At 67.8% G+C, this 26,137-nt stretch carries 24 protein-coding genes and 1 riboswitch; of the genes, 13 read left to right on the forward strand and 11 right to left on the reverse strand.

All coding sequences use genetic code 11. The features are described 5' to 3' along the window. Positions 1 to 77: 77 nt before the first annotated feature. Both ACFXHE_RS33040 and ACFXHE_RS33045 read right to left on the reverse strand, forming a co-directional pair. Complete coding sequence (locus ACFXHE_RS33040; RefSeq protein WP_379388574.1) at positions 78 to 644, reverse strand: LytR C-terminal domain-containing protein; 567 nt, start codon at positions 642 to 644, stop codon at positions 78 to 80. A 91-nt stretch (positions 645 to 735) separates the two neighbouring features. Further along, the gene (locus ACFXHE_RS33045; protein WP_364619725.1) at positions 736 to 1,053 is read right to left on the reverse strand and encodes a DUF3263 domain-containing protein; all 318 of its coding nucleotides are present in this window, start codon (positions 1,051 to 1,053) and stop codon (positions 736 to 738) included. 228 nt (positions 1,054 to 1,281) lie between these two features. On the opposite strand from ACFXHE_RS33045, the gene ACFXHE_RS33050 reads away from it, so the two are divergent. The 3 genes from ACFXHE_RS33050 to ACFXHE_RS33060 are packed head-to-tail and all read left to right on the forward strand — an operon-like array spanning position 1,282 to position 3,729. Beyond that, a complete protein-coding gene (locus ACFXHE_RS33050; RefSeq protein WP_379388575.1) occupies positions 1,282 to 1,905 on the forward strand; it encodes a peptide deformylase in 624 nt (207 codons plus the stop codon). Between the two features lie 6 nt (positions 1,906 to 1,911). Further along, positions 1,912 to 2,862 (forward strand): GNAT family N-acetyltransferase, encoded by a 951-nt coding sequence (locus ACFXHE_RS33055; protein ID WP_379388576.1) that lies wholly within the window; start codon positions 1,912 to 1,914, stop codon positions 2,860 to 2,862. Between the two features lie 51 nt (positions 2,863 to 2,913). Then, on the forward strand, positions 2,914 to 3,729 hold the full coding sequence (locus ACFXHE_RS33060; protein ID WP_379388577.1) for an exodeoxyribonuclease III: 816 nt from the start codon (positions 2,914 to 2,916) through the stop codon (positions 3,727 to 3,729). Here ACFXHE_RS33060 and ACFXHE_RS33065 read toward each other — a convergent pair. Beyond that, positions 3,726 to 4,364, reverse strand: a complete 639-nt coding sequence (locus ACFXHE_RS33065) for a hypothetical protein (RefSeq protein WP_379388708.1) — start codon at positions 4,362 to 4,364, stop codon at positions 3,726 to 3,728. The two genes, ACFXHE_RS33060 and ACFXHE_RS33065, sit on opposite strands and share 4 nt — an antisense overlap. Before the next feature lie 499 nt (positions 4,365 to 4,863). Here ACFXHE_RS33065 and ACFXHE_RS33070 point away from each other — a divergent pair, with 499 nt between their 5' ends. After that, complete coding sequence (locus tag ACFXHE_RS33070) at positions 4,864 to 5,073, forward strand: hypothetical protein (RefSeq protein WP_379388579.1); 210 nt, start codon at positions 4,864 to 4,866, stop codon at positions 5,071 to 5,073. 51 nt (positions 5,074 to 5,124) lie between these two features. On the opposite strand, the gene ACFXHE_RS33075 is transcribed toward ACFXHE_RS33070, so the two are convergent. Next, positions 5,125 to 6,951 carry an acyl-CoA dehydrogenase gene (locus ACFXHE_RS33075; RefSeq protein ID WP_379388581.1) on the reverse strand — a complete coding sequence of 609 codons (1,827 nt, stop codon included), beginning with the start codon at positions 6,949 to 6,951 and terminating at the stop codon, positions 5,125 to 5,127. Between the two features lie 338 nt (positions 6,952 to 7,289). Continuing rightward, positions 7,290 to 9,209, reverse strand: a complete 1,920-nt coding sequence (locus ACFXHE_RS33080; protein WP_379388583.1) for an acyl-CoA dehydrogenase family protein — start codon at positions 9,207 to 9,209, stop codon at positions 7,290 to 7,292. 155 nt (positions 9,210 to 9,364) lie between these two features. Here ACFXHE_RS33080 and ACFXHE_RS33085 point away from each other — a divergent pair, with 155 nt between their 5' ends. The 4 genes from ACFXHE_RS33085 (at position 9,365) to ACFXHE_RS33100 (ending at position 14,969) form a co-directional block, all read left to right on the forward strand. Next, positions 9,365 to 9,991 carry a TetR/AcrR family transcriptional regulator gene (locus ACFXHE_RS33085; RefSeq protein WP_379388584.1) on the forward strand — a complete coding sequence of 209 codons (627 nt, stop codon included), beginning with the start codon at positions 9,365 to 9,367 and terminating at the stop codon, positions 9,989 to 9,991. Between the two features lie 69 nt (positions 9,992 to 10,060). After that, positions 10,061 to 11,266, forward strand: a complete 1,206-nt coding sequence (locus ACFXHE_RS33090; protein ID WP_379388585.1) for a homogentisate 1,2-dioxygenase — start codon at positions 10,061 to 10,063, stop codon at positions 11,264 to 11,266. A 55-nt stretch (positions 11,267 to 11,321) separates the two neighbouring features. Further along, a complete protein-coding gene (fahA, locus tag ACFXHE_RS33095; RefSeq protein WP_379388587.1) occupies positions 11,322 to 12,500 on the forward strand; it encodes a fumarylacetoacetase in 1,179 nt (392 codons plus the stop codon). Between the two features lie 102 nt (positions 12,501 to 12,602). Beyond that, positions 12,603 to 14,969: an MMPL family transporter gene (locus ACFXHE_RS33100; protein ID WP_379388588.1), complete on the forward strand. Its 2,367-nt coding sequence runs from the start codon at positions 12,603 to 12,605 to the stop codon at positions 14,967 to 14,969. Positions 14,970 to 15,016: 47 nt separating this feature from the next. Here ACFXHE_RS33100 and ACFXHE_RS33105 read toward each other — a convergent pair whose 3' ends face one another. Then, positions 15,017 to 15,691: a TetR/AcrR family transcriptional regulator gene (locus ACFXHE_RS33105; RefSeq protein ID WP_379388589.1), complete on the reverse strand. Its 675-nt coding sequence runs from the start codon at positions 15,689 to 15,691 to the stop codon at positions 15,017 to 15,019. A 232-nt stretch (positions 15,692 to 15,923) separates the two neighbouring features. Between ACFXHE_RS33105 and ACFXHE_RS33110 the strand changes: the two genes are divergently transcribed. The 3 genes from ACFXHE_RS33110 (at position 15,924) to thiC (ending at position 19,070) form a co-directional block, all read left to right on the forward strand. Beyond that, positions 15,924 to 16,595 carry a lipase family protein gene (locus ACFXHE_RS33110; protein WP_379388590.1) on the forward strand — a complete coding sequence of 224 codons (672 nt, stop codon included), beginning with the start codon at positions 15,924 to 15,926 and terminating at the stop codon, positions 16,593 to 16,595. After that, complete coding sequence (locus ACFXHE_RS33115) at positions 16,580 to 17,179, forward strand: lipase family protein (protein WP_379388592.1); 600 nt, start codon at positions 16,580 to 16,582, stop codon at positions 17,177 to 17,179. The genes ACFXHE_RS33110 and ACFXHE_RS33115 overlap by 16 nt, the downstream gene beginning before the upstream one ends. 125 nt (positions 17,180 to 17,304) lie before the next feature. Continuing rightward, a riboswitch (TPP riboswitch) is annotated at positions 17,305 to 17,415 on the forward strand. Continuing rightward, complete coding sequence (gene thiC, locus ACFXHE_RS33120) at positions 17,409 to 19,070, forward strand: phosphomethylpyrimidine synthase ThiC (RefSeq protein ID WP_379388593.1); 1,662 nt, start codon at positions 17,409 to 17,411, stop codon at positions 19,068 to 19,070. Its footprint overlaps the riboswitch before it by 7 nt. Positions 19,071 to 19,160: 90 nt before the next feature. Here the strand turns inward: thiC and ACFXHE_RS33125 are convergent, their stop codons facing one another. Continuing rightward, positions 19,161 to 19,565 (reverse strand): VOC family protein, encoded by a 405-nt coding sequence (locus ACFXHE_RS33125; RefSeq protein WP_379388594.1) that lies wholly within the window; start codon positions 19,563 to 19,565, stop codon positions 19,161 to 19,163. 105 nt (positions 19,566 to 19,670) lie between these two features. Continuing rightward, the gene (locus tag ACFXHE_RS33130; protein WP_379388595.1) at positions 19,671 to 20,321 is read right to left on the reverse strand and encodes a TetR/AcrR family transcriptional regulator; all 651 of its coding nucleotides are present in this window, start codon (positions 20,319 to 20,321) and stop codon (positions 19,671 to 19,673) included. An 87-nt stretch (positions 20,322 to 20,408) separates the two neighbouring features. Here ACFXHE_RS33130 and ACFXHE_RS33135 point away from each other — a divergent pair, with 87 nt between their 5' ends. Together ACFXHE_RS33135 and ACFXHE_RS33140 are read left to right on the forward strand one after the other, a co-directional pair. Beyond that, complete coding sequence (locus ACFXHE_RS33135) at positions 20,409 to 21,545, forward strand: epoxide hydrolase family protein (RefSeq protein ID WP_379388596.1); 1,137 nt, start codon at positions 20,409 to 20,411, stop codon at positions 21,543 to 21,545. A 155-nt stretch (positions 21,546 to 21,700) separates the two neighbouring features. Continuing rightward, entirely contained in the window at positions 21,701 to 22,327 is a 627-nt protein-coding gene (locus ACFXHE_RS33140) for an NAD(P)-dependent oxidoreductase (RefSeq protein WP_379388597.1), read from the forward strand. A gap of 16 nt (positions 22,328 to 22,343) precedes the next feature. On the opposite strand, the gene ACFXHE_RS33145 is transcribed toward ACFXHE_RS33140, so the two are convergent. From ACFXHE_RS33145 to ACFXHE_RS33155, 3 genes are all read right to left on the reverse strand, one after another. Beyond that, complete coding sequence (locus ACFXHE_RS33145) at positions 22,344 to 22,496, reverse strand: hypothetical protein (RefSeq protein ID WP_364619771.1); 153 nt, start codon at positions 22,494 to 22,496, stop codon at positions 22,344 to 22,346. 165 nt (positions 22,497 to 22,661) lie between these two features. Beyond that, on the reverse strand, positions 22,662 to 24,686 hold the full coding sequence (locus tag ACFXHE_RS33150; protein ID WP_379388598.1) for a glycosyltransferase family 39 protein: 2,025 nt from the start codon (positions 24,684 to 24,686) through the stop codon (positions 22,662 to 22,664). 157 nt (positions 24,687 to 24,843) lie between these two features. After that, a complete protein-coding gene (locus ACFXHE_RS33155; protein WP_379388599.1) occupies positions 24,844 to 26,088 on the reverse strand; it encodes a glycosyltransferase in 1,245 nt (414 codons plus the stop codon). Positions 26,089 to 26,137: the final 49 nt, after the last annotated feature.

Genomic DNA, 26,137 nt, shown 5'->3' on the forward strand with positions numbered 1-26,137 from the left:
GAGCGACCCGACAGTGCCTTACCAACAGCGATTCAGTGCCTTGTCAACAGCGATTCAGTGCCGCTGTCAACGGCGATTCAGTTACCGGTGACGATGACGATGACGCCGGTGGGCGAGTCCGAGATTCCGGGGAATCGGGGTTCGGTCGAGCAGCCCAGTTGCGCGGCGATGGCCTGGGCCAGCGCCTGCTCCTTGGGCGAACTGCCGTAGTACACAGTGGTTTTCGGAATGACGCCGTTCGCGTAGTTGCCCACCTCGGTGACGTTGTACCCGTCGGAGGTGAGCTGGTCGCCGGTCTTCTTGGCCAAGCCGGGCACGGTGCCGTTGTTGTAAACCCGTACGGGAAGGGTCTTGTCGACGCCCGCGGCCGCGGTGGTGGTCGCGGTAGTGGTCGTGGGCAGCGCCGCCGTGGTGGTGGGCGCGACCGGTGGGGTGGTGGTGGCCTGGGCCGAATTCTGCTGTGCCGCAGTGGTGGTGGCCGCGGCGGTGCTCGACTGCGAGGTCGAGTCGGCGCTGCTGCTCGAGGAGTCCGAACTCGACAGCGACATCGCGCCCAGCCCGGCGAACACGATGGCCAGCGCGATCAGGACCATCGCCAGGGCCCGCAGCGGCGGGCCGCCGGCCGGCGAATTCGGGTTGCTCACGGCATCGAGCCTAATGGGTGATGGGGCGCCCGCGCGGGATCAAGCGCGTACGCACGCGGTGTTGGAAGCTGCTTCACATTCCGGGCGTGGTTCACACCTGGAAACCGAGACGGCGTGCGGCCCTGGTCTTCTGGCGGCTGGCGCGCAGCCGGCGCAGGCGTTTGACCAGCATGGGGTCGGCGGCCAGCGCCTCCGGCTTGTCGACGACCGCGTTCAGGACCTGGTAGTAGCGGGTGGGTGAGAGGTCGAAGAGCTCACGGATGGCTTCTTCCTTCGCACCGGCGTACTTCCACCACTTGCGTTCGAAGTCGAGAATGTCGAGCTCGCGGCGGGAAAGCCCGTGTGCGCCATCCTCGCCGGAAGGGCCGTCCTCGCTTGCGGGGATGTCGCGTGCCGCTGCGCTGTCCATAGTGCTCCCTCGCCGAGTGGTCACCAGACGAATATGGTGCTTGTGCGTCGCCGATCATTCAACCACGCGGCGGAGTCGTCCCGATGCGTACCGATCGGCGTGTTCTGTGACGCCCCCTCGGCGTGTCGCCGTGGACCGGGTCCGTCCAGTGTGCGAGGTCAGTCTGCCCTACGACAGCGGCAACAGGCACCTCGAGCAGCCCGGCAACCACCCAGTAGGCTGCTCAGCATGGCTATTCTCCCGATTCGCATTGTCGGCGACCCGGTTCTGCACCGCGCGACCACTCCGGTCACGCAGACCCCGGAGGAGCTGGCCGAGCTGATCGCGGACATGTACGAGACCATGGACGCCGCCAATGGCGTGGGCCTGGCCGCCAATCAGGTCATCATCAAGGACGAGGACGAGGTCTCGCCGCGCATCTTCGTCTACGACTGCCCGGACGACACCGACGGCGCGAAGATGGTCCGCCGCCGCGGCTGCGTCGTGAATCCCGTGCTGCAGACCTCGGAGATCCCGGAATCCATGCCGGATCCCGATGATGACGAGGAGGGCTGCCTGTCGGTGCCCGGCGAGCAGTTCCCCACCGGCCGCGCCGACTGGGCGAAGGTCACCGGCACCGACGAGCACGGCGAACCGATCGAGATCGAGGGCCGCGGCTTCTTCGCCCGCATGCTGCAGCACGAGACCGGGCACCTGGACGGCTTCCTCTACGTCGACGTGCTGATCGGGCGCAATGCCCGGGCCGCCAAGAAGTCCATCAAGCGAAACGGCTGGGGCAAGCCGGGTTTGAGCTGGGTACCGGGCACCGTGCCGGATCCCTTCGGACACGACGACGACGATCTCGACGACTGATCGGGTATGACCGATTCCGAACTCCCGCCGATCGGTAAGCGGGTGGTGGTTCGCTACCGCCTGCCCGCGGGCTATCCGCAACCGCTGACGGATGTGATCGGTGAACTCACCGAGACCGATCCGCTGACCGTGCGCACCGCCGACGGCCAGGTGGTGTCGATCGCCTGGGATCGGGTGGTGGCCTGGAAACCGCTCGGGCCCAGGCCCATTCGGACCAGCGAGATCCGCGCCCTGGAGGCGGCCGCGGCCGACGGCTGGCCGGGCCTGCGGCGGTCCTGGATCGGCGGCTGGCTGCTGCGCGCCGGGGACGGGTACACCAATCGCGCGAATTCCGCGGTGCCGCTGGGCGGTACGGACGGACCCGCCCTGATGGACACCGAGACCCTGCATCGGATCGCCGAGTGGTACACCGCGCACAGCCTGCCCGCACAGTTCCAGCTGCCCGACCGGCTGGCCACCGTGCCCGCGGACTGGCGCCGCTGGAACGAAACCCAGGTGCTGGCGGTCGATATCGAGACCATGGCGCTGCCGTCCGGACCGCCGATGGTGCGCTTCACCGCGGATCCGGACGGGGCCTGGCTGTCCATGCACCGGCATCGCGGCGGGGACGCCGAACTCGGGTCGACCCCGGTCGTGGAGGTGCTGACGGCGGTGCGCGACGGTCAGGTCGCCTTCGCCACGCTGGGGTTGCAGTCGCCGCTGGCCATCGGCCGGGTCGCGGTCACCACGGCCCCGGACGGCCGCTGCTGGGCGGGGCTGACCTGCGTCGCGGTGGCGAACGGGCATCGGCGGCACGGGCTGGGCGCGCTGGTGTGCGCGGAGATGATCCGCTGGGGGCAGTCGCACGGGGCCACGCACGCGTACGTGCAGGTGTCGGACGAGAATGACGCGGCGCTGGCGCTGTACCAGGAGATGGGGTTCGTCGAACACCACCGCTACCGGTACGCCGCGCCCTGATTGCGTGCCACTCGCTTTCGCAAGACACTAGTTCTGAAAGGTTCACCACTCGTGCGCATCGCTACCTGGAACGTGAATTCGATTCGTACCCGGCAGGATCGGGTGCTGGCGTGGCTGGACCGCGCCGATATCGACGTGCTGGCCATGCAGGAAACCAAGTGCAAGGACGAGCAGTTCCCGTTCGAGGCCTTCGAGGCGGCCGGGTACGAGGTCGCGCACGTCGGCTACAGCCAGTGGAACGGTGTGGCCATCGCCTCCCGGGTCGGGATCGAGGATGTCGAGATCGGCTTCCCGGATCAGCCCGGATTCGACAAGGACGCCGGGGAATCGCTGCTCAGCGCGCCGGTGGTGGAGGCCCGCGCGATCGGCGCGACCTGCGGCGGGGTGCGGGTGTGGAGCCTGTACGTGCCCAATGGCCGCGCCCTGGACGATCCGCACTACACCTACAAGCTGGAATGGCTTGCCGCCCTGCGCAGTGCGGGCAGCAAGTGGCTTTCGGAGGATCCGGACGCGCAGATCGCGCTGGTGGGTGACTGGAATATCGCGCCGACCGATCTGGATGTGTGGTCGCCGGAATTCTTCGAGGGCAAGACCCACGTGTCCGACCGGGAGCGCGACGCCTTCGACGCCTTCGGCGAGGTGGGCTTTAGCGACGTGATGCGGCCCTTCCACCCGGGCCCGGGCGTCTACACCTACTGGGACTACACGCAGCTGCGCTTCCCCCGGAAGGAGGGCATGCGCATCGATTTCATCCTCGGCTCCCCCGCCCTGTCGGCCCGGGTCACCGAGGCGAACGTGGACCGCGAGGAGCGAAAGGGCAAGGGCGCCAGCGATCATGCGCCCGTGGTGGCCGAACTCGCCGACTAGACGGACCGGCTCTTGATGGCGTCGCGGGAAATGAAGACGTCGTAGCTGCCCGCGGCCGCGATGACCGCGTTGCCGTAGGCCGAGCGCACGAAAGGCCTTGTGTACCAGGACTGATTCTTCATGTCCTGGAAGAAGTCGGCGTCGCTGCCATTGAGGAAGATCTGATTCTGCTTGGTGGCGATGCCGTCCAGCCGCTGGCCGTAGAGCCGGGTCACCTTGTACCCGGAGTTGAAGCCGAGCGCGTTCACCCACGGTTCGAGTTCCACGATATTGGCCTGCAGTACCCACAGGTCGCCCTCGACCTGATAGGTCTGGTGCTGGTCGCCGTGGTCCTTGTCGCCGTAGAGGGTCAGCTCCACGTTCATCATGTGCTCTTGCCCCGCAACAGGTTTGGCCTCGATGTGCGCCGCCTTCACCTCCCCGGTGAGCCCGAGAAACGTCTGCAGCAGCGTGGTGATCCACAGGATCACGACGGCGACGAGCACCAGCCCGGCCGCACCCGCGCCCCGGCCGGCCAGCGCCCGCCACCCCACCTTGCGCGCTTTGAGAACAGCCGTGACGAGCAATCCGATCGCCGCGATGCCGAGTACCAGCAGCAGCATCTGGATCCAGCCGAAGGTAACCGGGAAGACCATGCCGTAGTTGTACCCGCTGGGGACGACACTGCACGGCGCCGTCACACATCGAATGTGCGTGTCACATCGGCGAGTCGCGCCGCGCCGACAAGACACACAGGAACTCGTTCGGGGCCGGGTGGATCGGGGAGTCTGCGGGCTGATCCACCCGGCCGTCGAGCACCTTTCCACGCACGGTGCACCACCCGGGTTTGGTGAAGCGTGGGCACCGCGTTCCGGGACCGTCCGGCGACGGCCCCGACATGGTGATCCGGACCGGGGGTGCGGCGAGATAACCACTCCCGAGCCCCGCCACCGTTCCCCACTCCGGTCACCCGTACCGGACGGTAGTGCAATCTGGCGCTGGAGCGGCCCAGATGCCACGCCGGTGGCACGAATCGAGAGTGCTCGAGGCACGGAAAGTCACAGTTATCTTCAAAGTAGCTACACGTTCGAATATCTCGTGCAGAATGCCGGTCAAAACCCGGCCCCGGCCGGTGGCGGACCTCGGAGGGGCGAGATGAACAATCCGACAGGCTCGAGTGCGCACCAGGTACTCGACGAGATCCTCACGCGCTACGGCAGCCTCGACGCCTTCAGCGCCCACCTACACGCCGTGCTGGACGCACCGACCATCGTGCTCCCCAACCCCGTGGTCGCTCCCGCCGCGGGCGGACGGCACCGACGTCGAGACCCCGCCGACCGGGGACCCGCGAGCCGGGTGGCATGAAGCAAACCGGCCCCGCACCGGACAGGTGCGGGGCCGGGGGATGCGCGTGGGTCAGAAAGCGGCTTCGTCCAGCTTCATGATGTCGTTGTCGATGTTCTCGACGACCGAGCGCACGCCGCTGATGAGCGGCAGCTTGTTCTTCGCGAACCAGGACGCCACGCCGACCTTGCCGGTGTAGAAGTTCTTGTCCTTGTCGGCCGCACCGGCGTCCAGCGCCGCCTGGGCGATGGCGGCCTGCTCCAGCAGTCGCCAGGAAATGACGAGATCGCCCACGGCGTACAGGAATCGGACCGAACCCAGACCGACCTTGTAGATCTCGTCGATCTGCTGCTGCGCGGCCATCAGGTAGCCGGTGAGGGTGGCCGCCATGGCCTGCACGTCGGCCAGCGCCGCGCCGAGCAGCCCGCGCTCGATCTTGAATTGGTCCGGGCCGCCGTCGATGAACTGCTGCATCAGGCCCGCGACGTGCGCGAGCGCCACACCCTTGTCGCGAATGATCTTGCGGAAGAAGAAGTCCTGCGCCTGGATGGCGGTGGTGCCCTCGTACAGCGAGTCGATCTTGCAGTCGCGGATGTACTGCTCGATCGGGTAGTCCTGCAGGTAGCCGGAACCACCCAGGGTCTGCAGCGATTCGGTCAGGCTCTCGTACGCCCGGTCCGAACCGCAGCCCTTGACGATCGGCAGCAGCAGGTCGTTGACCTTCTCCGCCAGCTCGGCGTCCACCCCGTAATTGGCCTGCGCCACATCGGCGTTCTGGTACGAGGCGCAGTACATGTACAGCCCGCGCAGACCCTCGGCGTACGCCTTCTGGGTGGCCAGCGAACGACGCACGTCCGGGTGGTGGGTGATGGTGACGCGCGGCGCGCTCTTGTCGGCCATCTGGGTCAGATCCGCGCCCTGCACGCGCTGCTTGGCGTACTCCAGGGCGTTCAGGTACCCGGTGGACAGCGCGCCGGTGGCCTTGGTGCCCACCATCATTCGCGCGTTCTCGATGACCTTGAACATCTGCGCGATGCCATTGTGCTCGTCACCGACCAGGTAGCCGACGGCCGGAATGTCGCCGCCGAAGGTGATCTCACAGGTGGGCGAGGACTTGATGCCCATCTTGTGCTCGACGCCGGTGACCAGCGCGCCGTTCTTGGCGCCGAGTTCCATGGTCTCGGTGTCGAACAGGAAGCGCGGAACCACGAACAGCGACAGGCCCTTGGTGCCCGGGCCGGCGCCCTCGGGGCGGGCCAGCACCAGGTGGAAGATGTTGTCGGCGGTGTCGCCCACGTCGCCACCGGAGATGAAGCGCTTCACGCCCTCGATGTGCCAGGTGCCGTCGGCCTGCTGGATCGCCTTGGTGCGGCCCATGCCGACATCGGAGCCGGCGTCCGGCTCGGTGAGCACCATGGTGCCGCCCCAGCGGTTCTCCCACGCGTGGGTGGCCCACTTCTGCTGCTGCTCGGTGCCCTCGTCGAAGAGCACCTTGTGCATGAGCGGACCCATGTTGAAGAACGAGGCCGAGTTGTTCGCGGCGACCAGCATTTCCTGGATACCCCAGATGAGGGCGTTGGGGGCGGGCACGCCGCCCATCGCCTCGGCCATGCCCAGACCGGAGTACCCGGCCTCGTTGACCGCGGCAACGGTCTTCTTCAGCGATTCCGGCACGGTGATGGTGTGCTGGTCCGGAATGAACTCGACCGGGTTGCGATCGGCTTCGACGAACGATTCCGCGATCGGCCCCTCCGCCAGGCGCTTCGCCTCGGCGAGCATCTCCCGCGCGGTGTCGGCGTCCAGGTCGCCGTAGGCGCCCTGGTCCAGCAGTTCCCCGATACCCAGTACTTCGAACAAGTTGAACTCGATGTCTCGTAGGTTCGCCTTGTAGTGGGACACGGAAGAGCCTCCTCGGCTGAGTCTGAACTGGTGGAGCGATGTCGAAGATCTGGTCGAGCATCTCGAAGATCAAGGCGAGGTTGCCGTACGCCTGTCCTGTTACGCAAGCGTAGGTACGCCTCTTTACCCGGAAAGCCCGGTCCGACCGGGAAGAATCCCAAAAAGTTAACCCCGCCGTTATGCGCTGGACCGGGACCCGCGGGCGTACAGCCCCTTGGCCTGCTGCGGAGTGACGGTCACGGGATTCGTGGGAACCCCGGCTCGCATGTGCTCCCCGAGCAGACGACCGGCGAATGTGGCATGTGCGGCCCGGGCCGGCCGGGCCGCCGGGAACAACGTCAGGGATTCATTTCGTAGACCCCGGCCAGGGCTTCGACCTGCGCCGATACGCGGTCGAAGCGGGACTGGTCGGCGATCGGGCGGCGGACCAGATCCAGGGCGCGGATCTGCTGGGCCTTGGTGGCGGTCGGTTTGGTGTGCAGGGTCAGGGCGTGCTTGGAGAACTCGCGGACGAAGAGGTCGAAGAGCTGGTCGAGCACCGACTCGTCGGCGCCGGCGATCTCGGCCTGTTCGAGGATGAGCTGGGCGTACGGGAGCGTGGTGAACAGCTCGCCGAGGGCGAAGAGGAAGTCGACGTCCCGCTGCTGTGCGGCGGTCGGGGTGGCGGCGGCGAGCAAGGATTGGAAGGCGAGGGCCTGCTCCTGGAAGACCGCGACATTCGGGATGTGGGCGAACTTCTCGAAGACCGGTCGCCAGTCGGTGAAGCGGATCTTGCCGAGGCCGCTGCTCGGGCCCTGGCGGAACAGGAATTCGTCGTCGGCGGCGTCGCGGCGGGTGGGCACGGGAGCGTGTGCGGCCCGGGCGAATTCGCTCTTCAGCGCGGGCACCGCCTTGGCGGCGGGGCCGCTGGCACGACGGCTGGTCCAGCTCAGCGTCCTGGACACCGCGCGCACCGCGCCCCTGGGCGCGACGCCCGCGCCCGGCAGGTAGCGCAGCGCGGCGAGTCCGGCGTCGGCGGGGTGGAACATGAAGTTGGGCATGAACTTCAGCGACAGGGCCATGTTCACGTGGACGGTGCCCTCGAGCCGTGGCAGGCCGAACATGCCGGCCATGGCCATCGGGAAGTACATGTCGTTCTCGAAGCCGCGCGCCGCGATGACGTCGGCGAGGTCCTCGTACAGCCGCTGGCCGTGCCGGGTGACCGACATCTTCTCGATGGCGTTGAAAAGCAGGTAGCGCCGGTCGTTCTCATTGGCCGAGCGCAGGTAGTCGATGGCGCGCTCGCTGTAGAGCTTCATGCCGATCAGGCGGGCGTAGCTGTCCGCCAACAGCGATTTCACCTGCGGGAACTCGGTCACCCGGTGCCCGAACAGGATTCGGTTGTACGCGTGGCCGACCGCCTCGAACATGGCGTGCTCACACGCGCCGACCGCACCGAAGCCGAGGTTGAACTTGCCGACATTGACCGTGTTCATGGCGGCGTCGAAGGCCGCGCGCCCGGTGTGCAGGATGTCGGATTCGGCGACCGGGTACCGGTCGAGATCGAAAGCGGCGACGTACATCTGGGAGTCGACGACGTTCTTGCGCAGTTTGTAGTTCTTGTGCCGGGAGTCGGCGGCGAAGAACAGATAGCCCGAGTACTCCTCGTCGGTCATCTTCCGCAGGAAGTCCGAGGAGTCGATGATCGGCTTGTCGGCGCGGCGGCCGAAGACCGACACCATGCCCGCGAGATTGCCGTTGCCGATGTAGTGCTTGCTTCCGGTGGCGGCGTAGCCGCCGCCCGGTTTCGGTTCCAGCACCATGTCGGTGGAGTAGATGTCGGCGCCGTGCTCCTTCTCGGAGAGGCCGAAGGCGAAGATCTCGCCGGATTCCAGCAGTGCGGCGGCGCGGGCCTTGGCCTCGGCATTGGCGCTCTGCCAGATCGGGCCGAGGCCGAGGATGGTGACCTGCCACACGTACCAGTACTGCATGCCGTAGAAGCCGAGGATCTTGCTCATCATGGCGATACGCGCGGTGTCCCAGCGCTTGTTCGGGTCGCCGCCGGCCTGCGCCGCCGGGGTCAGGAAGGTCGCGAAGACCCGTTCACGCTTGATGAAGTCCAGGAAATCCGCGTACCAGACCCGGTCCCGGCTCTCGGCCAGCAGCCGGGTCTTGCCGAAGGTCTCGAAGTAGTCGACGGTGGCGCGCAGCAGTCGCCTGGTCTCGGCGTCGAATTCGGCGAATTCGCAGGTCTTCGGATTGAACAGGGTCTGACTCATCGGGATTCGTCTCCTCCGGCCGGGGGCGTCCTCTGCTCCTCCGGGTGGTTTCCTTCGTGAATGTAGCATTTTTGTGCACTGCTGTAGGAAATGATCTTGTTACCGGCTCGGACCAGCGGGTCCCCACCCCGCGCGCACTGCTATCGTCGGTGCGCATGGGCATCGATTCGGCGATACGACCACGCCAGCGCGCGCGGCATCTGGGTCCCGAACGGCGTCGCCCGCAGGTCCTCGACACCGCCCTCGAGATCGCCGTCGCCGACGGCATCGCGGCGGTGACCATCGCCGCCGTGGCCGACCGCATGAAGGTCACCCGCCCGGTCGTCTACGCCTGCTTCGCCGATCGGGTGGAGCTCCTCGAAGCGCTCATCCGCCGCGAGGAGGACTACCTCGTGCAGGGCGTCATGGAGACGCTGCCGCGCCGCCGGGTCGAAGCCGACGAAGCGGTCTTCGTGGAGGGCTTCCGCGCCCTGCTGCACACGGTGTCCCAGCGGCCCGACACCTGGCGCCTGCTGTACGGCAATCCCGATCCGGCCGTGGCGGATTCGTTCGGCAAGGGCCGGCTGCTGGCCGTCGAGCGCTGCACCCGGCGGTTGCGCCCGACCCTGAAGGCCTGGGGCACCGCGCAGGCCGAACGCAAGCTGCCGGCCCTGGTCGAGCTGTGGGTCTCGGCCGGTGAGGGTGCGGTGCGCACCCTGCTCACCGATCCGGGCGAGTGGACCCCCGACACACTGGGTGAGTTCGTCGGCGCGGCGGTGTATCGGGCCCTGCGCCACGCTTGAGAATCCGGGGTCCTGCCGTTATCCGGTGGCTACGATGGGAAAGGGACCATCGGTCAGCGGGAGGCCGCCATGACGTTCTATCGGCAGGTTGGTTCGGTGCCGCCCAAGCGGCACACGCAGCATCGGGACGAGCGGGGCACGCTCTATTACGAAGAGCTGATGGGCGAAGAGGGCTTCTCCGGTGATTCCTCGCTGCTCTATCACCGGGGATTGCCTCCGGCCATTGTGGATTCGTCGGTGTGGATACTGCCCGAACAGCGGCTGTACCCGAATCATCCACTGCGGCACCGGCATCTGAAGCTGCACGAACTGTTCCTGGGCGACAAGCCGGCCGACAGCGATGTGGTGACCGGGCGACGACTGCTGCTGGGCAATGCCGATGTGCGCATCTCCTACGTGGCGGCGCTGCGGGAATCGGCGCTGTACCGCAATGCCGTCGGCGATGAACTCGTCTACATCGAATCCGGTTCGGGGCGGGTGGAAACCGTCTTCGGGGCCCTGCCGGTGCGGCAGGGGCATCAGGTGCTGCTGCCGCGCGCCACCACGCATCGCTGGATTCCCGACGGCCCCGAACCCTTGCGCGCCTATGTCATCGAGGGCGCCGGCCACATCACCCCGCCCAAGCGGTATCTCTCGAAATACGGCCAGTTCCTGGAGAACTCGCCCTACTGCGAGCGGGATCTGCACGGGCCCACCGAACCGGTACAGGTCGAGGGCGAGGACGTGGAGGTGCTGGTCAAGCACCGCCCCGCCGGTGAGATCGTCGGCACCAGTATGGTGTACGCCAGCCACCCCTTCGACGTGGTGGGCTGGGACGGCTGCCTGTATCCGTTCACCTTCGACATCGCCGACTTCGAACCGATCACCGGCCGCGTGCATCAGCCGCCGCCGGTGCATCAGGCCTTCGAGGGGCAGAACTTCGTGATCTGCAATTTCGTGCCGCGGAAGGTGGACTACCACCCGCTGTCGATACCGGTCCCCTACTACCACTCGAATGTGGACTCCGACGAGATCCTCTTCTATTGCGGCGGAAGCTACGAGGCGCGCAAGGGATCCGGAATCGGGCAGGGCTCGGTGTCGGTGCATCCGGGCGGGTATGCGCACGGGCCGCAGCCGGGGGCCTACGAGCGCAGCATCGGCATCGATTTCTTCGACGAGCTGGCGGTCATGGTGGACACCTTCCACCCGTTGCAGCTGGGTGAGGGCGCGCTGGCGTGCGAGGACGCGCGTTATGCCTGGACCTGGTCGGGGCGAGGGCCGTCCGAGTGGATCTGAGTCCGAGTGGTGCGACGGTGCAGGGGTTGGTGACATGGGATCGGGTGGTGGGGAAATGAGCAGCCGGGTGCGGATCGAGGTGCCCGCGGGTTCCGGATTCGGGCCGGAACACCTGCCGTACTGCGTGTTCCGGCCGCTGGGCGGGGACCCGCGGGTGGGGGCGCGGCTGGGCGATTCGATCATCGATCTGGCGGTGGCGCTGGATGATCCGATGTTCGCGCAGCCCAGCCTGAACGCCTTCATGACCCAGGGCCCGCAGTGCTGGCGGGAGGTGCGCGAGCGGGTGCGCGCGGCGGCCGACGCGGAACTGCCCGCGGCGGCGGTGCATTCGGTGCGGGCGGTGCGGTTGGACCTGCCGGTGGAGATCGGCGACTACGTCGACTTCTACGCCAGCCTCGATCACGCCACCGCCATGGGCCGGATGCTGCGGCCGGCCGGTGAACCGCTGCTGCCGAATTGGCGGCACCTGCCGGTGGGGTATCACGGGCGCGCGGGCACCGTGGTGGTGTCGGGCACGGATGTCGTCCGGCCGCACGGACAACGCCGGACCGATTCCGGCACACCGGATTTCGGGCCGAGCCGCCGCCTCGATATCGAGGCCGAACTGGGCTTCGTGGTGGGCGCGGGCTCGCGGCTCGGTACCCCCATCGGGACCGGCGAGTTCGCCGAGCACGTCTTCGGGGTGGCGCTGGTGAACGACTGGTCGGCCCGGGATATCCAGGCCTGGGAGGGGCAACCGCTGGGCCCGTTCCTCGGCAAGTCCTTCGCGACCAGCCTGTCGGCGTTCGTGACTCCACTCGACGCGCTGGCCGCCGCGCGGATTCCGCTGCCGCCGCAGCATCCGGAGCCGCTGCCGTATCTGCGAGACGACACGTCCTGGGGACTGGACATCACGCTGACCGTCGAGTGGAACGGCCAGGTGATCTCCACTCCCCCGTTTCGGCGCATGTACTGGTCGGCGCCGCAGATGCTCGCGCATCTGACGGTCAACGGCGCGTCGACCCGCACCGGCGACCTGTTCGCCTCCGGCACCATCTCGGGGGCCGATCGTGGCGAGCGTGGGTCGCTGATGGAAATGAGCTGGGGCGGTACCGAACCGATCGAGTTGAACGGGGTCCAGCGGACCTTCCTGCAGGACGGCGACGAGGTGGTCATCACGGCCACCGCACCCGCCAGCGGGGGCGGTCACCTGGAGCTGGGTGAGGTGCGCGGGCGCATCACGAAAGCCAAGTAATAGCGGCACCACATCACCATGAACATCATCACTGACCCTACCGACCGGTAGGTCAGGAACGTTACCGTTCCGAATGTCTGAAGACTTCGGAGGGTGGCGTCAATGTTGACCAGTTCTGCCCGGTTCGCCATGGCACGCCCGCGCGCGGTCCTGGTGGCCGCGCTCCTGTTGATGCTCGTGTGCGGCGGCTTCGGAGCCACCGTGAAATCCCACATGGTCGGCGGCGGCTATCTCACCGACTCGCTGGAGTCGGTGCGCGCCAATGACTTCATCACGAAGAACTTCCCCGGCGGCAATCCCAACCTCATCGTCATGGTCAGCGGTGACGGGGGCGTCAACAGCCCGCAGGTGCGCGCCGAGGCGCAGCGCGTCACCGACGAGCTGAGCCAGGACCCGACGGTGACCGGCGTGCAGTCGTATTGGACCAGTCTCACCGCCCGGCCCGACCTGGCCGCCGCGCTGAAGAGCAAGGACGGGCAGCGCGGGCTCATCATGGCCACGGTCACCGGCACCGACACCGAGGTGCAGAACCGGGCCGCCGAGCTGTCGAACCAGCTCAATGGGGACAGCGACGGCGTGCAGGTCCGGGTCGGCGGCATGGCCGGTTCCTTCGCCGATATCAATCACCAGGTCGAGAAGGACCTGCTGCTGGCGGAGGCCATCGCGGTGCCGGTATCGGCGCTGCTGCTGGTGCTGGTGTTCGGCAGCGTGGTCGCGGCGCTGCTGCCGGTCGGCGTGGGACTGTTCGCGATCGCCGCGACGCTGGGCATTCTGCGCGGGCTGACCACGGTCATGGATGTCTCCATCTTCGCGCTGAACATGACCAGCGCGCTGGGGCTGGCCCTGGCCATCGACTACAGCCTGTTCATTGTCAGCCGGTATCGCGAGGAGCTGGCCAATGGCCGCGATACCCGGGCCGCCATTCTGCGGTCGGTGCAGACCGCGGGCCGCACCGTGGTGTTCTCCGGCTTGACCGTCGCCCTGGCCCTGGCGGCGCTGGCGGTGTTCCCGCAGCCGTTCTTCAAGTCCTTCGCCTACGCCGGTGTCGCGGTCGTCGCCGCGGCCGTGGGCGCGTCGGTGCTGTTGCTGCCCGCCGCGCTGGTGCTGCTCGGCGATCGGGTGAACGCCTGGGATCTGCGGAAACCGGTGCGCCGCCTGCTGGGTCGCGGCGAGCCTGCGCCCAAGCCGGTCGAGACCACCTTCTGGTACCGGCTGGTGACCGCGGTCATGCGGCGCGCGCTGCCGGTCGCGGTGATCGCGGCGGCGGTGCTGCTGGCGCTCGGATCCCCGTTCCTGAAGGCACATTTCGGCACCCCGGACGATCGCGTGATCGGCACCTTCGCGTCCAGCCGTCAGGTGGGTGACGCGCTGCGGCAGGACTTCAATGCCGACATGGCCTCCAGCACCGTGATCGTGCTGCCCGAATTCCACGGCGGCGCAGCGGAAATCGGCGCGTATGCCAAGAGCCTGTCGGAGGTGCCGGGCGTCGCGGCGGTGCTGTCCAGCGAAGGCGTCTACCTGGCGTCGCCGTCCGCCGAGGGCGTTCCGCCGACCGGCAAGCGGGTGGCGGCCGGTATCCCGCAGATGGCCGGCCCGAACGGGACCTACCTTTCCGTCGGCACGAAGGTCGCGCCCTACTCCGCCGCGGGCAAGCAGCAGCTCGCGGCACTGCGGGCGGTCCCGGCTCCCGGCGAGGTGCTGTACGGCGGCGCGGCGGCCCTGAACGAGGACACCATGGACTCGGTCATCAGCCGGATCCCCTTGGCGGCCGCGCTCATCGCCGTCATCACCCTGATCCTGCTGTTCCTGTTCACCGGCAGCGTGGTGCTCCCGGTGAAGGCACTGCTGTTGAACATGCTGTCGCTGACCGCCACCTTCGGCGCCATGATCTGGGTCTTCGCGCAGGGCCACCTGTCCGGCCTGCTGGGGTTCACCCCGACCGGCAGCATCGACCTGTTCATGCCGATCCTCATGTTCTGCCTGGCCTTCGGCATGTCGATGGACTACGAGGTCTTCCTGCTGTCCCGGATTCGGGAGGAGTGGCTGGCCTCCGATCGCGGCCGGGCGGCCAATACCCGCTCGGTGGCCCTCGGGGTGGCCCGCACCGGCCGGATCTTCACCGCCGCGGCGGGTTTGATGGCGGTGGTGCTGCTGGCCGTGGCCACCTCCGAGGTCGCACCCATGAAGTTGTTCGGCATCGGCCTGGCGCTGGCCGTGGTCTCCGACGCCACCATCATTCGCGGTCTGCTCGCCCCGGCCCTCATGCGCCTGATGTCCACCGGCAACTGGTGGGCGCCGAAACCGCTTGCGGCGCTGCACAAGCGGATCGGGCTGGAGGAGGAGTCAGCCGCGGCGGTAGCCGAGGGCGACCACACCGGCGGCGAGCAGCACCAGGACACCGATGACGCCGAGACCGACGCCCATGCTGTCGGCGAAGGCGACCGGGTGGGCGCCGTCTCCGGCGTGTGACGCCATCACGGTGCCGATCACCCGCCCGAGCGACTGAGCGCTCCCACTCAGCGAGCGGCGACCCGGCCCGCGTCGACCACCGCCACGAAGTGGTTCAGATCGGCGACGAGGGTGTCCACGGAATCCGGTGCGCCGCCGTCGTCGTGGTGGTGCAGCCAGTCGGCGACCAGTTCGAACATGCCGCCGATGGTGGCGAGGGCCAGGGCCAGCAGGTGCGGGTCGTCGCGCGGATCGGCTTGCAGCCATTGGTGTTTCAGGAATTCGGCGGACCAGCGGCGGTTGGAGCGGCGCATGGCTTCGACGGTGGGCGAGATGCCGCCGGCCTCGCCGAAGGTGACCTTGGCCAGGCGGGGGTCGTCGGCGATGGCGTGGACGAAGGCGGCCAGGACGGTGGCGCGGCGGGTGGGCCAGTCCGCGTCCGCGGTTTCGCCGGCCACCTCGGCCACCCGTTGCTGGATGCCCGTGGTGATCTGTTCCAGCAGGGCGGTGTAGCAGGCTTCCTTGCTGTCGAAGTGGTCGTAGAAGCCCTTGGTGCCGACGTAGGCGTGCTGACAGATCTGTTCGATGGAGGTGCCCGAATAGCTCTGCCGGGCAAAGAGTTCGGTGGCGGCGGTGAGCAGCTGACGGCGGCGCTGCGCGCTGCGTTCGTCGGCGTCCAGGCCGCGGATGCGACGCCGCACGGGGGTCCGGTCGGTCGGCGCGGCAGATTTGCTGCGGGACATGCCTAGACGATAGCCAAGCTCGTTTCAGAAAGACATCTTGTTGGCAACTGGATGCCGTGCTGTAATCGCTGTCACGTCGATGCGGAAGGGAACAGAGACGTGGCAATCGCTGGGGATCGCGGGCGTGGGAGGCGGCTGCTCGCGGCCGCGCTCACGACGGCACTGACGACCGCCTCGGCCGTACTACTGGGGGGGAGTCACCGCGGGAACGGTTGCCGCGCAACCACTCCCGGTGAACGTCGACCCGTTCTATCGAGCGCCCGACGGGTTCGAATCCACCGATCCCGGCACGATCCTGCGCAGCCGCGAGGTGCAACTGGCGGTGCTCACCGTACTGCCGGTGCACGTGCGATCGTGGCAACTGCTGTACCGCACCACCGACCTGTTCGGGCAGCCGACGGTCGCGGCCACCACGGTGGCGATTCCGGAGGGGGCCAGCACTTCTCACGGCCGGCCGCTGGTCTCGCACCAGTTCTTCTACGACAGCACCTCGCCTGCCTGCGCGCCGTCCTACGTGCTGCAGCAGGGCGGCGGTCTACCCGCGCTGGAGGGCGTGCACTCCACGGTCGAGTACCTGGAGCTCGCGGCCTCCATCAGCCAGGGGTACGCCATCAATGTGCCCGACTACGAGGGCCTGAACGGGCATCTCGCGGTCGCCAAGGAGCCCGGGTACCTGGTTCTCGACAGCGTGCGCGCCGCCGAGAGCTTCCAGCCGCTGGGCCTGGACGGCGCGAATACACCGGTGGCCCTGTGGGGTTACTCCGGCGGCGGCATGGGCAGCGGCTGGGCGGCGGAGATGCAGCCGGGCTATGCGCCGGAGCTGAACGTCAAGGGCATCGCCCGGCGCCGGTTTCGGATGTCGAATCCCTGTTGCACGTCAACGGTTCGATGTTCGCCAGCCTGATCGGCGTGGGTATCGCCTCGCTGCGCAACGCGTATCCCGAGTTCGCCGAAACCACCGAGAAGTACCTGACACCCGAGGGCCGCGCGGTCATGGACCGCACCGCGAACCAGTGCCTGGTGCGCAATGTGCTGAATCTGATGTTCACCGACTACCAGCGCATGCTGACCATCCCGATCGCCGACTACCTGGCACTGCCGGAGATCAAGGAGGTCTTCGATTCGACTGTGCTGGGCAGTAATCCGCCGACCGCGCCCACCATGGTCTATCAGGGCGTCTACGACGAGGCCGTGCCGTGGTACACCAACGACCGCATGGTCCAGCGGTGGTGCGACGGGGGTGCTTCCGTCTACTACAAGCGCGATCATCTCAGCGAGCACCTGACCCTGACCACCCTCGGCATGGCCGACGCCTTCAACTGGATCAAGTCCCGCCTCGCCCCCGGCGCGGCCGACCCCTCCGGCTGCCGCACCGACGATGTGATCACCATGCTCGGCAGCCTCGACGCCCTCGCCACCCAGACCGAGATCGAGCTGAACGCCGCGTTCGGCGCACTGGGCTGGCCCATCGGCCCGCAGGAGCGCTGAGACTCGCCCACCCGCTGAACCTCACCCGGCCGAATCCATTCGGCTCGCCGAGCAGACCGAATCGTATATTCCGCGGTCTCGGAGCGTGCGTGCAGTGGAGCGCGGTATGGTCGCTGCGGAAAAGTACGTATGCCAACGGGGGCTCGCACCAGCGGGCTGAGAGGACGGCTAGCGGGCCGTCGACCGTATGAACCTGACCGGGTAATGCCGGCGTAGGGAGGATTCACCCATGTCATCGAGTCGCGTCCCGAGCAACTCCGCGCCCGTCGACACCGTGACAACCGGTCCCATCGAGGGCAGCGTCAAGCACTACGAACAGGTCGAGGCCGACGGCACGACGCTGCGGGTTCCGGTGCGGCGCATCAATCTCACCAATGGCGAGCACTTCGACGTGTACGACACCTCAGGTCCGTACACCGACGACACCGCCACCATCGATCTCGAGGCGGGGCTACCCAAGCTCCGCGACACCTGGGACAAGCCGCAGGTCGACGGCCCGCCGACCCAGCTGGCCTGGGCCCGCCAGGGCATCATCACCAACGAGATGCGCTACATCGCGGCGCGCGAGGGCGTCGCGCCCGAGCTGGTGCGCGACGAGGTGGCCGCCGGTCGCGCGGTGATCCCGGCCAACCACCGCCACCCCGAGTCCGAGCCGATGATCATCGGCAAGAAGTTCGCGGTCAAGATCAATGCGAACATCGGCAATTCGGCCGTGAGCTCCTCCATCGCCGAGGAGGTGGAGAAGATGGTGTGGGCCACCCGCTGGGGCGCCGACACCATCATGGATCTGTCCACCGGCAAGAACATTCACGAGACCCGTGAGTGGATTCTGCGCAACTCCCCCGTCCCGGTCGGCACCGTGCCGATCTACCAGGCGCTGGAGAAGGTGAACGGCGATCCCACCAAGCTCACCTGGGAGATCTACCGCGACACCGTGATCGAGCAGGCCGAGCAGGGCGTCGACTACATGACGGTGCACGCCGGCGTGCTGCTGCGCTACGTGCCGCTGACCGCCAAGCGGGTCACCGGCATCGTGTCGCGCGGCGGTTCCATCATGGCGGCGTGGTGCCTGGCGCATCACCAGGAATCGTTCCTGTACACCAACTTCGCCGAGCTGTGCGAGATCCTGGCCAAGTACGACATCACCTTCTCGCTGGGTGACGGTCTGCGCCCGGGTTCCATCGCGGACGCCAATGACGAGGCCCAGTTCGCCGAGCTGCGCACCCTGGGCGAGCTCACCAAGATCGCGAAATCCCATGGCGTGCAGGTGATGATCGAGGGCCCGGGCCACGTGCCCATGCACAAGATCGTCGAGAACGTGAAGCTGGAGGAGGAGCTCTGCGAGGAGGCCCCCTTCTACACGCTGGGCCCGCTGGCCACCGATATCGCGCCGGCCTACGACCACATCACCTCGGCCATCGGCGCGGCCATCATCGCGCAGGCGGGCACCGCCATGCTCTGCTACGTGACGCCCAAGGAGCACCTGGGCCTGCCCAACCGGGACGACGTGAAGGTCGGCGTGATCACCTACAAGATCGCCGCCCACTCCGCTGACCTGGCCAAGCAGCACCCGCGCGCCCAAGATCGCGACAACGCACTGTCCAAGGCGCGCTTCGAGTTCCGCTGGACCGACCAGTTCAACCTCTCGCTGGACCCCGATACCGCCCGCGAGTACCACGACGAGACCCTCCCGGCCGAGCCCGCCAAGACCGCGCACTTCTGCTCCATGTGCGGTCCGAAGTTCTGCTCCATGCGCATCTCGCAGGACGTGCGCGACTACGCCGAGAAGCAGGGCCTCACCGATATCGCCGCCATCGAAGCGGGCATGGCGGAGAAGTCCGCCGAGTTCGCCTCCACCGGCAACCAGGTGTACCTGCCGGTCGTGTCCTAGGACCTCATACGGTAGCCGACGAATCCGATTCGGGGCGAGCGGCTTTCGAGCTGCCCGCCCCGAATCGCGTTCCGGCCCGGCGTCGTCGCCTCAGGCCCTGCTCGAAATCTGCTGGACGGCCCAGCTGTTGCCGTCCGGATCGTCGAAGAAGATGAATCCGCTGTTGTCGAGCGGGTCGCCCGCCGACGGCGGCCCCGGCAGTACCTGGATGTCGCTGACCTCGACTCCGCGCTCGACCAGTTCAGCGTGGGCACGCTTCAGATCCGGCACCACCAGCTGCAGCCCTTTGAGATATCCCGGCTCCATCTTCGGCACCACACCCTCGCCGATGACGATCGAACAGCCCGACCCCGGCGGCGTGAGCTGACAGATCCGCACCCCCTCCGCGGGCCGGACATCGTGGTCCACATGGAACCCGAGCTTGGTGCTGTAGAAGTCCTTGGCGCGGTCCACGTCCGACACGGGGACGATGACCACTTCGAGTGTCCAGTTCATGACAGTTCCTTCCGATTCGAGTGTTCTTGCGGAAGTCGGAGCCGAGCCGCGGAATTCATCATGGTTCGGGAACGAATGCCGGCCCGCCGCGGCGAACGCTACCGTTCACTGGTCACGACGCTGCCAGCGTTGGGCGAATTCGCCTGGAACCGGTGGCGGGCCGGGCAGGTCGCCGGTGGCGGTGAGGCCGTCGATCAGCAGGGCCAGGACCCGGCGGCGCAGCTGGGCGGTGCGTTCGGGATCGGGCAGTGCAATCGTCGCGCAGGCTTCGAGGATCAGGCCGAAGTCGGCGACGGTGACCCCGGGACGCAACCGCCCCGATTCCCGGGCCCGGCGCAGGAGTTCGTCATTGAGTTCGGCCGAGCGCTGGACGTCCGGGAGGATCGATTCGTCCGGGGTGAAGGTGCCGGCCAGATGCACGGTCAGCGAGTGCACATCGGCGTCGACCACGCGGTGCAGGAAGTCGACCAGCGCCGCCCAGCCGTCGGAATTCTCCAGGGCCGCTTCGGCTTCCGCGTTGTAGCGACGCAGTCCGTCGTAGCAGAGGGTGCGCAGCAGCTCCTCCTTGCTCGGATAGCGGCGGTACAGCGCGCTGATGCCCACCCCCGCGCGCTCGGCGACGGCCGAGATCGGCGCCTTGGGTTCGGCCAGGAACACGTCCCGGGCGGCGGCCAGGATGAGTTCGTCATTGCGCGCGGCCTGTGCCTTTCGGCCGGGTAGGGCGCGCTGATCTGCGGGTTCGGCTGTCTTCGGCATGAATGCAAGCTTATCACTTGAACGGAATGATCCGTTCCGTTATTCTTGGAACAGAACGAACCATTCCGTTCCAACAAGGAGAGAATGATGAACGCCATCCGCCCCTTCCGCATCGACGTCCCCCAGGCCCAGCTGGACGATCTGGCCGAGCGGCTGCGCAAGGCGCTGTGGCCGAACGAGCTGCCGGGCGTGGGCGACGCGTACGGCGTCCCGAACGCGCGCATCCGTGAGCTCGCGCAGTACTGGCTGGAGCAGTTCGACTGGCGGGCACTGGAATCCAAGCTGAACGCCTACCCGCAGTTCACCACCGAGATCGAGGGCGAGGACATCCACTTCCTGCACGTGCGGTCGGCGCGAGAGGACGCCACCCCGGTGATCCTCACCCACGGCTGGCCGGGCTCGATCCTCGAGTACGTGGATCTCATCGCGCCGCTCACCGCACCCGAGGATGCGGACGCCCCGGCCTTCCACGTGGTCATCCCGTCGCTGCCGGGCTACGGATTCTCCGGCCCGACCCGCTCCACCGGCTGGAACCGCTACCGCACCGCCCGCGCCTGGGTGGAGCTCATGGACCGGCTCGGCTACACCCGGTTCGGCACGATCGGCAATGACGCCGGCTCGATGATCGCGCCGGAAATGGGCCGGATCGCGCCGGATCGCGTGCTGGGAGTCCATGTGACGCAGCTGTTCTCGTTCCCGTCGGGCGACCCGGCCGAGATGGCCGGCCTGTCCGAGGAGGACATGGCCGCGCTGGCGCACCTGCAGTGGTTCTACGACAACAAGTTCGCGTTCAATACGCTGTCGAGCCAGCAGCCGCACACCCTGGCCTTCGCGTTGTCGGACTCGCCGCTGGGCCTGCTGGGCTGGAACTCGCAGCTCTTCCCCGAGAGCCTCGACGCGGAATTCGTGATCGGCAATGTGGCCATCTACTGGCTCACCGGCACCGCCGGATCGTCCATCCGCTTCTACTACGAGGACGCCCACGCCACCGAGCAGCACACCGGACCGACCACCGTCCCCACCGCGCTGGCCATGTTCACCGGCGATTTCCAGTCCATCCGCCCCTTCGCCGAACGCGATCACAAGAACATCGTGAGCTGGCACGCCTACGACGTGAACTCGGGCTCGACCAGTGCCAATGATGCCGCGGGACACTACGCCGCGCACGAGGCGACCGACGTGCTGGTGGCGGATATTCGCGAATTCTTCGCCGGGCTGCGCTGATTCGCCTGGTTCTGCTCGAAGGCCGGCCTGGTGCATCCCACGGGCCGGTCTGGATCCTCCCGCATGTTCGCGAGACGCGCGGCGATGGTTCCCGGAGGCTCTCGCTGATGTACTGAATTCACCATCGCAACAACGAATTACACGAGGTGAGAGCCATGAAGGTTGCCATTTTCGGAGCCACCGGAACCGTCGGTCGCCACGTCGTCGCCCGCGCCCTCGCGGCCGGGTATCAGGTCACCGTACTGACCCGCGATCCCGCCAACCTGACCACCGCACCCCATGAGCGGCTGCGCGTCGAGGTCGGCGATGTACTGGACCCGGCCGCGGTGGAGCGCACCGTGATCGGGCAGGACGCGGTGATCGTCACCCTCGGCGCGGGCCGCAAGGGCGTGGTGCGTGCCGAGGGCACCCGCCACATCATCGAGGCCATGACCCGGACCGGGGTGAAGCGGCTGATCTGCCAGTCCTCGCTGGGTGTCGGCGACAGCCGCGGCAATCTGAACTTCGTCTGGAAGTACGTCATGTTCGGCATGCTGCTGCGGCAGGCCTACGCCGATCACGTGCGGCAGGAGGAGTACGTGCTGGCCAGTGATCTGGACTGGACCGTCGTGCGGCCCAGCGCCTTCACCGACGGACCGGCCACCGGGAACTACCGCCGGGATTTCCCGGCCACGGAAACCGGTCTGTCGCTGAAGATCTCACGCGCCGACATCGCCGAGTTCCTCGTCGAACAGCTCACCGACGGCACCTACGTCCGTCGCACCCCGGGCATCTCGAACTGACCCGGTGCGCCGCCGATCAGAAGCCGAAAACCTCTGCCATGGAGATGGATTCGTCATCCCAGCGCCGTTCTATGGCCGCGCGCTCGGCATCCGGGAGGTACGGATCCCATCCGGCCCTGCGCCAGAAGGCTTCTCGATGCTCATCGCTGAGGGGATGCGGCGTGCTCATGGCGGATTCCCTGGATCGTGACGACCGTCACATCGATTCTAACGACGAGGTAGATCACTTGCGGCCGAGTCGCACACCCACTTGCGTGCGACGGAAAGAACCGAGCGCTCGTCCCCCATCGGGTACGAGCGCTCAGTCCTGTTGTGGCGGTGGCAAGCCCGCCGGTCAGGTGGTCTTCGGCGAGGTCAGGTCGTAGAGGGTGATGCCGTCCACCTCCTGCGAGTCGAAGTGCTCCTTCACCCACGCCGTGATCTGCGAGCTCTGGCTCTGGTTGCCGCCGTTGCCGCCGCGGTCGCCGCCCATCTGATTGCCACTGATGAAGTAGTGGATCCGGCCGACCTGGACGTACTCCTGGAACTGAGACAGTGTCGGCGAGGGGTCGCTGCCGTTGAAGCCACCGATCGGCATGACCGGCAGCTGGGTCGCCAGCTGGAATCCGGCCGCCGAGTTGGAGCTGACCGTCGCCGCCACCCAGGTGTACTCGGAGCCGTCGGCCTTCAGCAGCGCGGTGACCTTGTCGCTCGGGTTGCTCGCCATCATCATGTTGCCCGCGCCGCCGCCGAATCCGCCGTGCTGACCGCCACCCGGCTGCCCGCCGGGCATGCCATTGCCGGGTCCCGCATTGCTACCCGGTCCACCGTTGCCGGTGCGGCCGTTCGGCATACCGTGGTCGCCGCCGCGCGGACCGCCCGGACCCCAGCCGCCGCGCACCGCGGGTCCGGCGGAGGGCATCGGTCCCTGGTGTGCGGTGGCGATGCCGTCCACGGCGTAGGCGGTGGGACCGGCCAGACCGACCAGCACCGCGGCCGCCGCGACGGCCAGACCGGCCTTGCGGGGCAGGCGAATCAGCAGGAGCACGGTGGCGACAATGCCGCCCACCAGGACCACCCAGCGCAGCCACGGCACGAAGGACGTGCTGCGGGACAGGATGATCCACGCCGTCGCCGTGGTCAGACCCATGGCGAGAACGGCGGCCAGGCGCACCCACAGCCGATCGCGGTGCTGCCAGGCGAGCACCGAGCCCGCGCCGATCAGCGCGGCCACGGCCGGGGCCAGCGCCACCGTGTAGTACGGGTGGAAGATGCCCTTCATGAGGCTGAACACCAGTCCGGTGCCCACCAGCCAGCCGCCGAACAGGATCAGCGTGGCGCGCTGAGGATCGGTGCGGGTCAGCTTGCCGCGCAGGGCGATTCCCGCCACCAGCAGCACCAGGGCCGCCGGGATGAGCCATGCGATCTGACCGGCCTGCGCCGGTTCGAACAGCCGCCCGATGCCGGGCGTGCCCCACATGCCGCCACCGCCGGTCGGCAGCTGGTCGCCGCCGCCGAAACCGCCGACGCTGCCGCGCTCATTGCCGTCGAGACGGCCCAGGCCGTTGTAGCCGAGGGTGAGTTCGATGATCGAATTGTGCTGCGAGCCGCCGAAGTACGGGCGATCCGAGGCCGGCCACAGCTCGGCCAGCAGCACCCACCAGCCCGCGCCCGCCACCATGGCCACGGCCGCGCCGAACAGCTGCGCGACGCGCTTGCCCAGCTTGGGCGGGCCCGCGATCAGGTAGGTCAGCGCCAACGCGGGCACCACCAGCAGCACCTGCAGCTGCTTGGCCAGGAAGCCGAGTCCGATGAACGCGCCGGTGAGCAGCACCCAGCGCCAGCGGCCGTCGGCGACCGCGCGGGTCATGGCCCAGGCCGCGGCCAGCATGAGGAACACCAGCATGGCGTCCGGGTTGTTGAACCGGAACATCACGGCGGCAATGGGAGTCAGCGCCAGCACCAGGCCGGCCAGCAGTCCGGCGCTCGCGCCGAAGCTGCGGCGCACGATGGCCCACAGCAGCGCCACCGAGGCCACGCCGAGCAGGGCCTGCGGCAGCAGCATGCTCCAGCTGTGCAGGCCGAAGATCCGCACCGAGATCTCCATGGGCCACAACGACAGTGGCGTCTTGTCCACGGTGATGGAGTTGGCCGCGTCGGAGGAGCCGAAGAACATGGCCTTCCACGACACCGAACCCGCCTGCACGGCGGCCGCGTAGAAGGAGTTGGCCCAGCCGTTGGCGGACAGGTTCCAGAGGTAGGCGATGGCGGTGCCGATCAGCAGGGCCGCCAGCGCCGGGTACTCCCGGCGGCCGGTGCGGGCCGCGGGCGGCTCGGCCGGGGATGGGGCGAGCCGGGGCTCGGTCAGAGTCGCGGTCATCGGTCGCCTCCTCGGTCAGCTCGATCAGTGGGGGTGTCGGACGGGGTGGTCCAGTACGGCAGGTCGCCGTGTTCGGGATGGCACCGGCCGGGGAAGTCCACTCGCACCAGCCGGAAGCCGTCGTTCGGAAGCACCTGTGGCGCAGGGAAGATCGTGGTCACCGGACCGCCTCGGGCACGGGATGCCGTCCGGCATTGCGGAAGACCCAGCGCAGGCCGACGAAGCGCAGCAGGGTGGCGACCAGGTTGGCGATCACCAGTACCAGCAGTTCCAGGTGCACCGCCGCATTCGGGGCCCAGTGGTGCAGGGTGTAGAGCGAACCACTGGTCAGCACCAGGCCGACGCCGAAGATGAGCAGACCCTGGAAGTGGTGCGACACCGCCTGATTGGACCCGCGCACCCCGAAGGTGAAGGCACGGTTGGCGGCGGTATTGCCGATCGCGGTGACCAGCAGGGCCAGGAAGTTGGCGGCCTGCGCGCCCGTGATGCCCTGCAGCAGGACGTAGAGCAGCAGGTAGGCCAGGGTCGAGGTGACGCCGACGATGCCGAAGCGGACCAGCTGCCCGACCATGCCCAGCGGCACGCCCTCCACCAGCGGTTCGCGGCCGATGGCGGCGCGCAGCTCGTTGATGGGGAGCCGGCCGGTGGTCAGCGCGCGGCCGACCCGCCAGACGCCGAGCAGGTCCTTGCGGGCCGTGTCGATGATGTCCACCCGGGAGTCCGGGTCGTCGATCCAGTCCACCGGCACCTCGTGGATGCGCAGCCCGATGCGCTCGGCCAGCACCAGCAGTTCGGTGTCGAAGAACCATTCGCCGTCCTCGACGAGCGGCAGCACCAGCTTGGCCACGTCGCCGCGCATGGCCTTGAAGCCGCACTGCGCGTCGGAGAACTTGGCCTGCAGCGAGGCCCGCAGGATCAGGTTGTAGCAGCGGGAGATGATCTCGCGCTTGGGCCCGCGCACCACCCGTGAGGAGGAGGCCAGCCGGGTGCCGATGGCGACGTCCGAGTGCCCGGACACCAGCGGCGCGACCAGCGGTAGCAGCGCGTTGAGGTCGGTGGACAGGTCCACGTCCATGTAGGCGACGACCTGGGCGTCGGAGGCCTGCCAGACCTCGCGCAACGCGCGGCCGCGACCCTTGCGGTCCAGGTGGACCACCCGCACGCCGTCCATCTGGTCGGCCAGCTGCCGGGCCACCTCGAGGGTGTTGTCGGTGGAGGCGTTGTCGGCGATGGTGATGCGCGCCGTGAAGGGGAAGTTCAGGGTGAGGAACGCGTGCAGTCTGCGCACGCAGGGGCCGAGGTCGACCTCTTCGTTGTAGACCGGAACGACCACGTCCACGACGGGAGCGGTCACTGCTTCTGCGGGTTCCGCCGCCCGCACGGCGGTTACGGTGTCGTTCATGGTGACCAATCTCGATCACCAGACTCACATCAGTCTGCGGCCTGCCTGG

Source organism: Nocardia sp. NPDC059229, from assembly GCF_042754165.1.
Lineage (GTDB): Bacteria > Actinomycetota > Actinomycetes > Mycobacteriales > Mycobacteriaceae > Nocardia.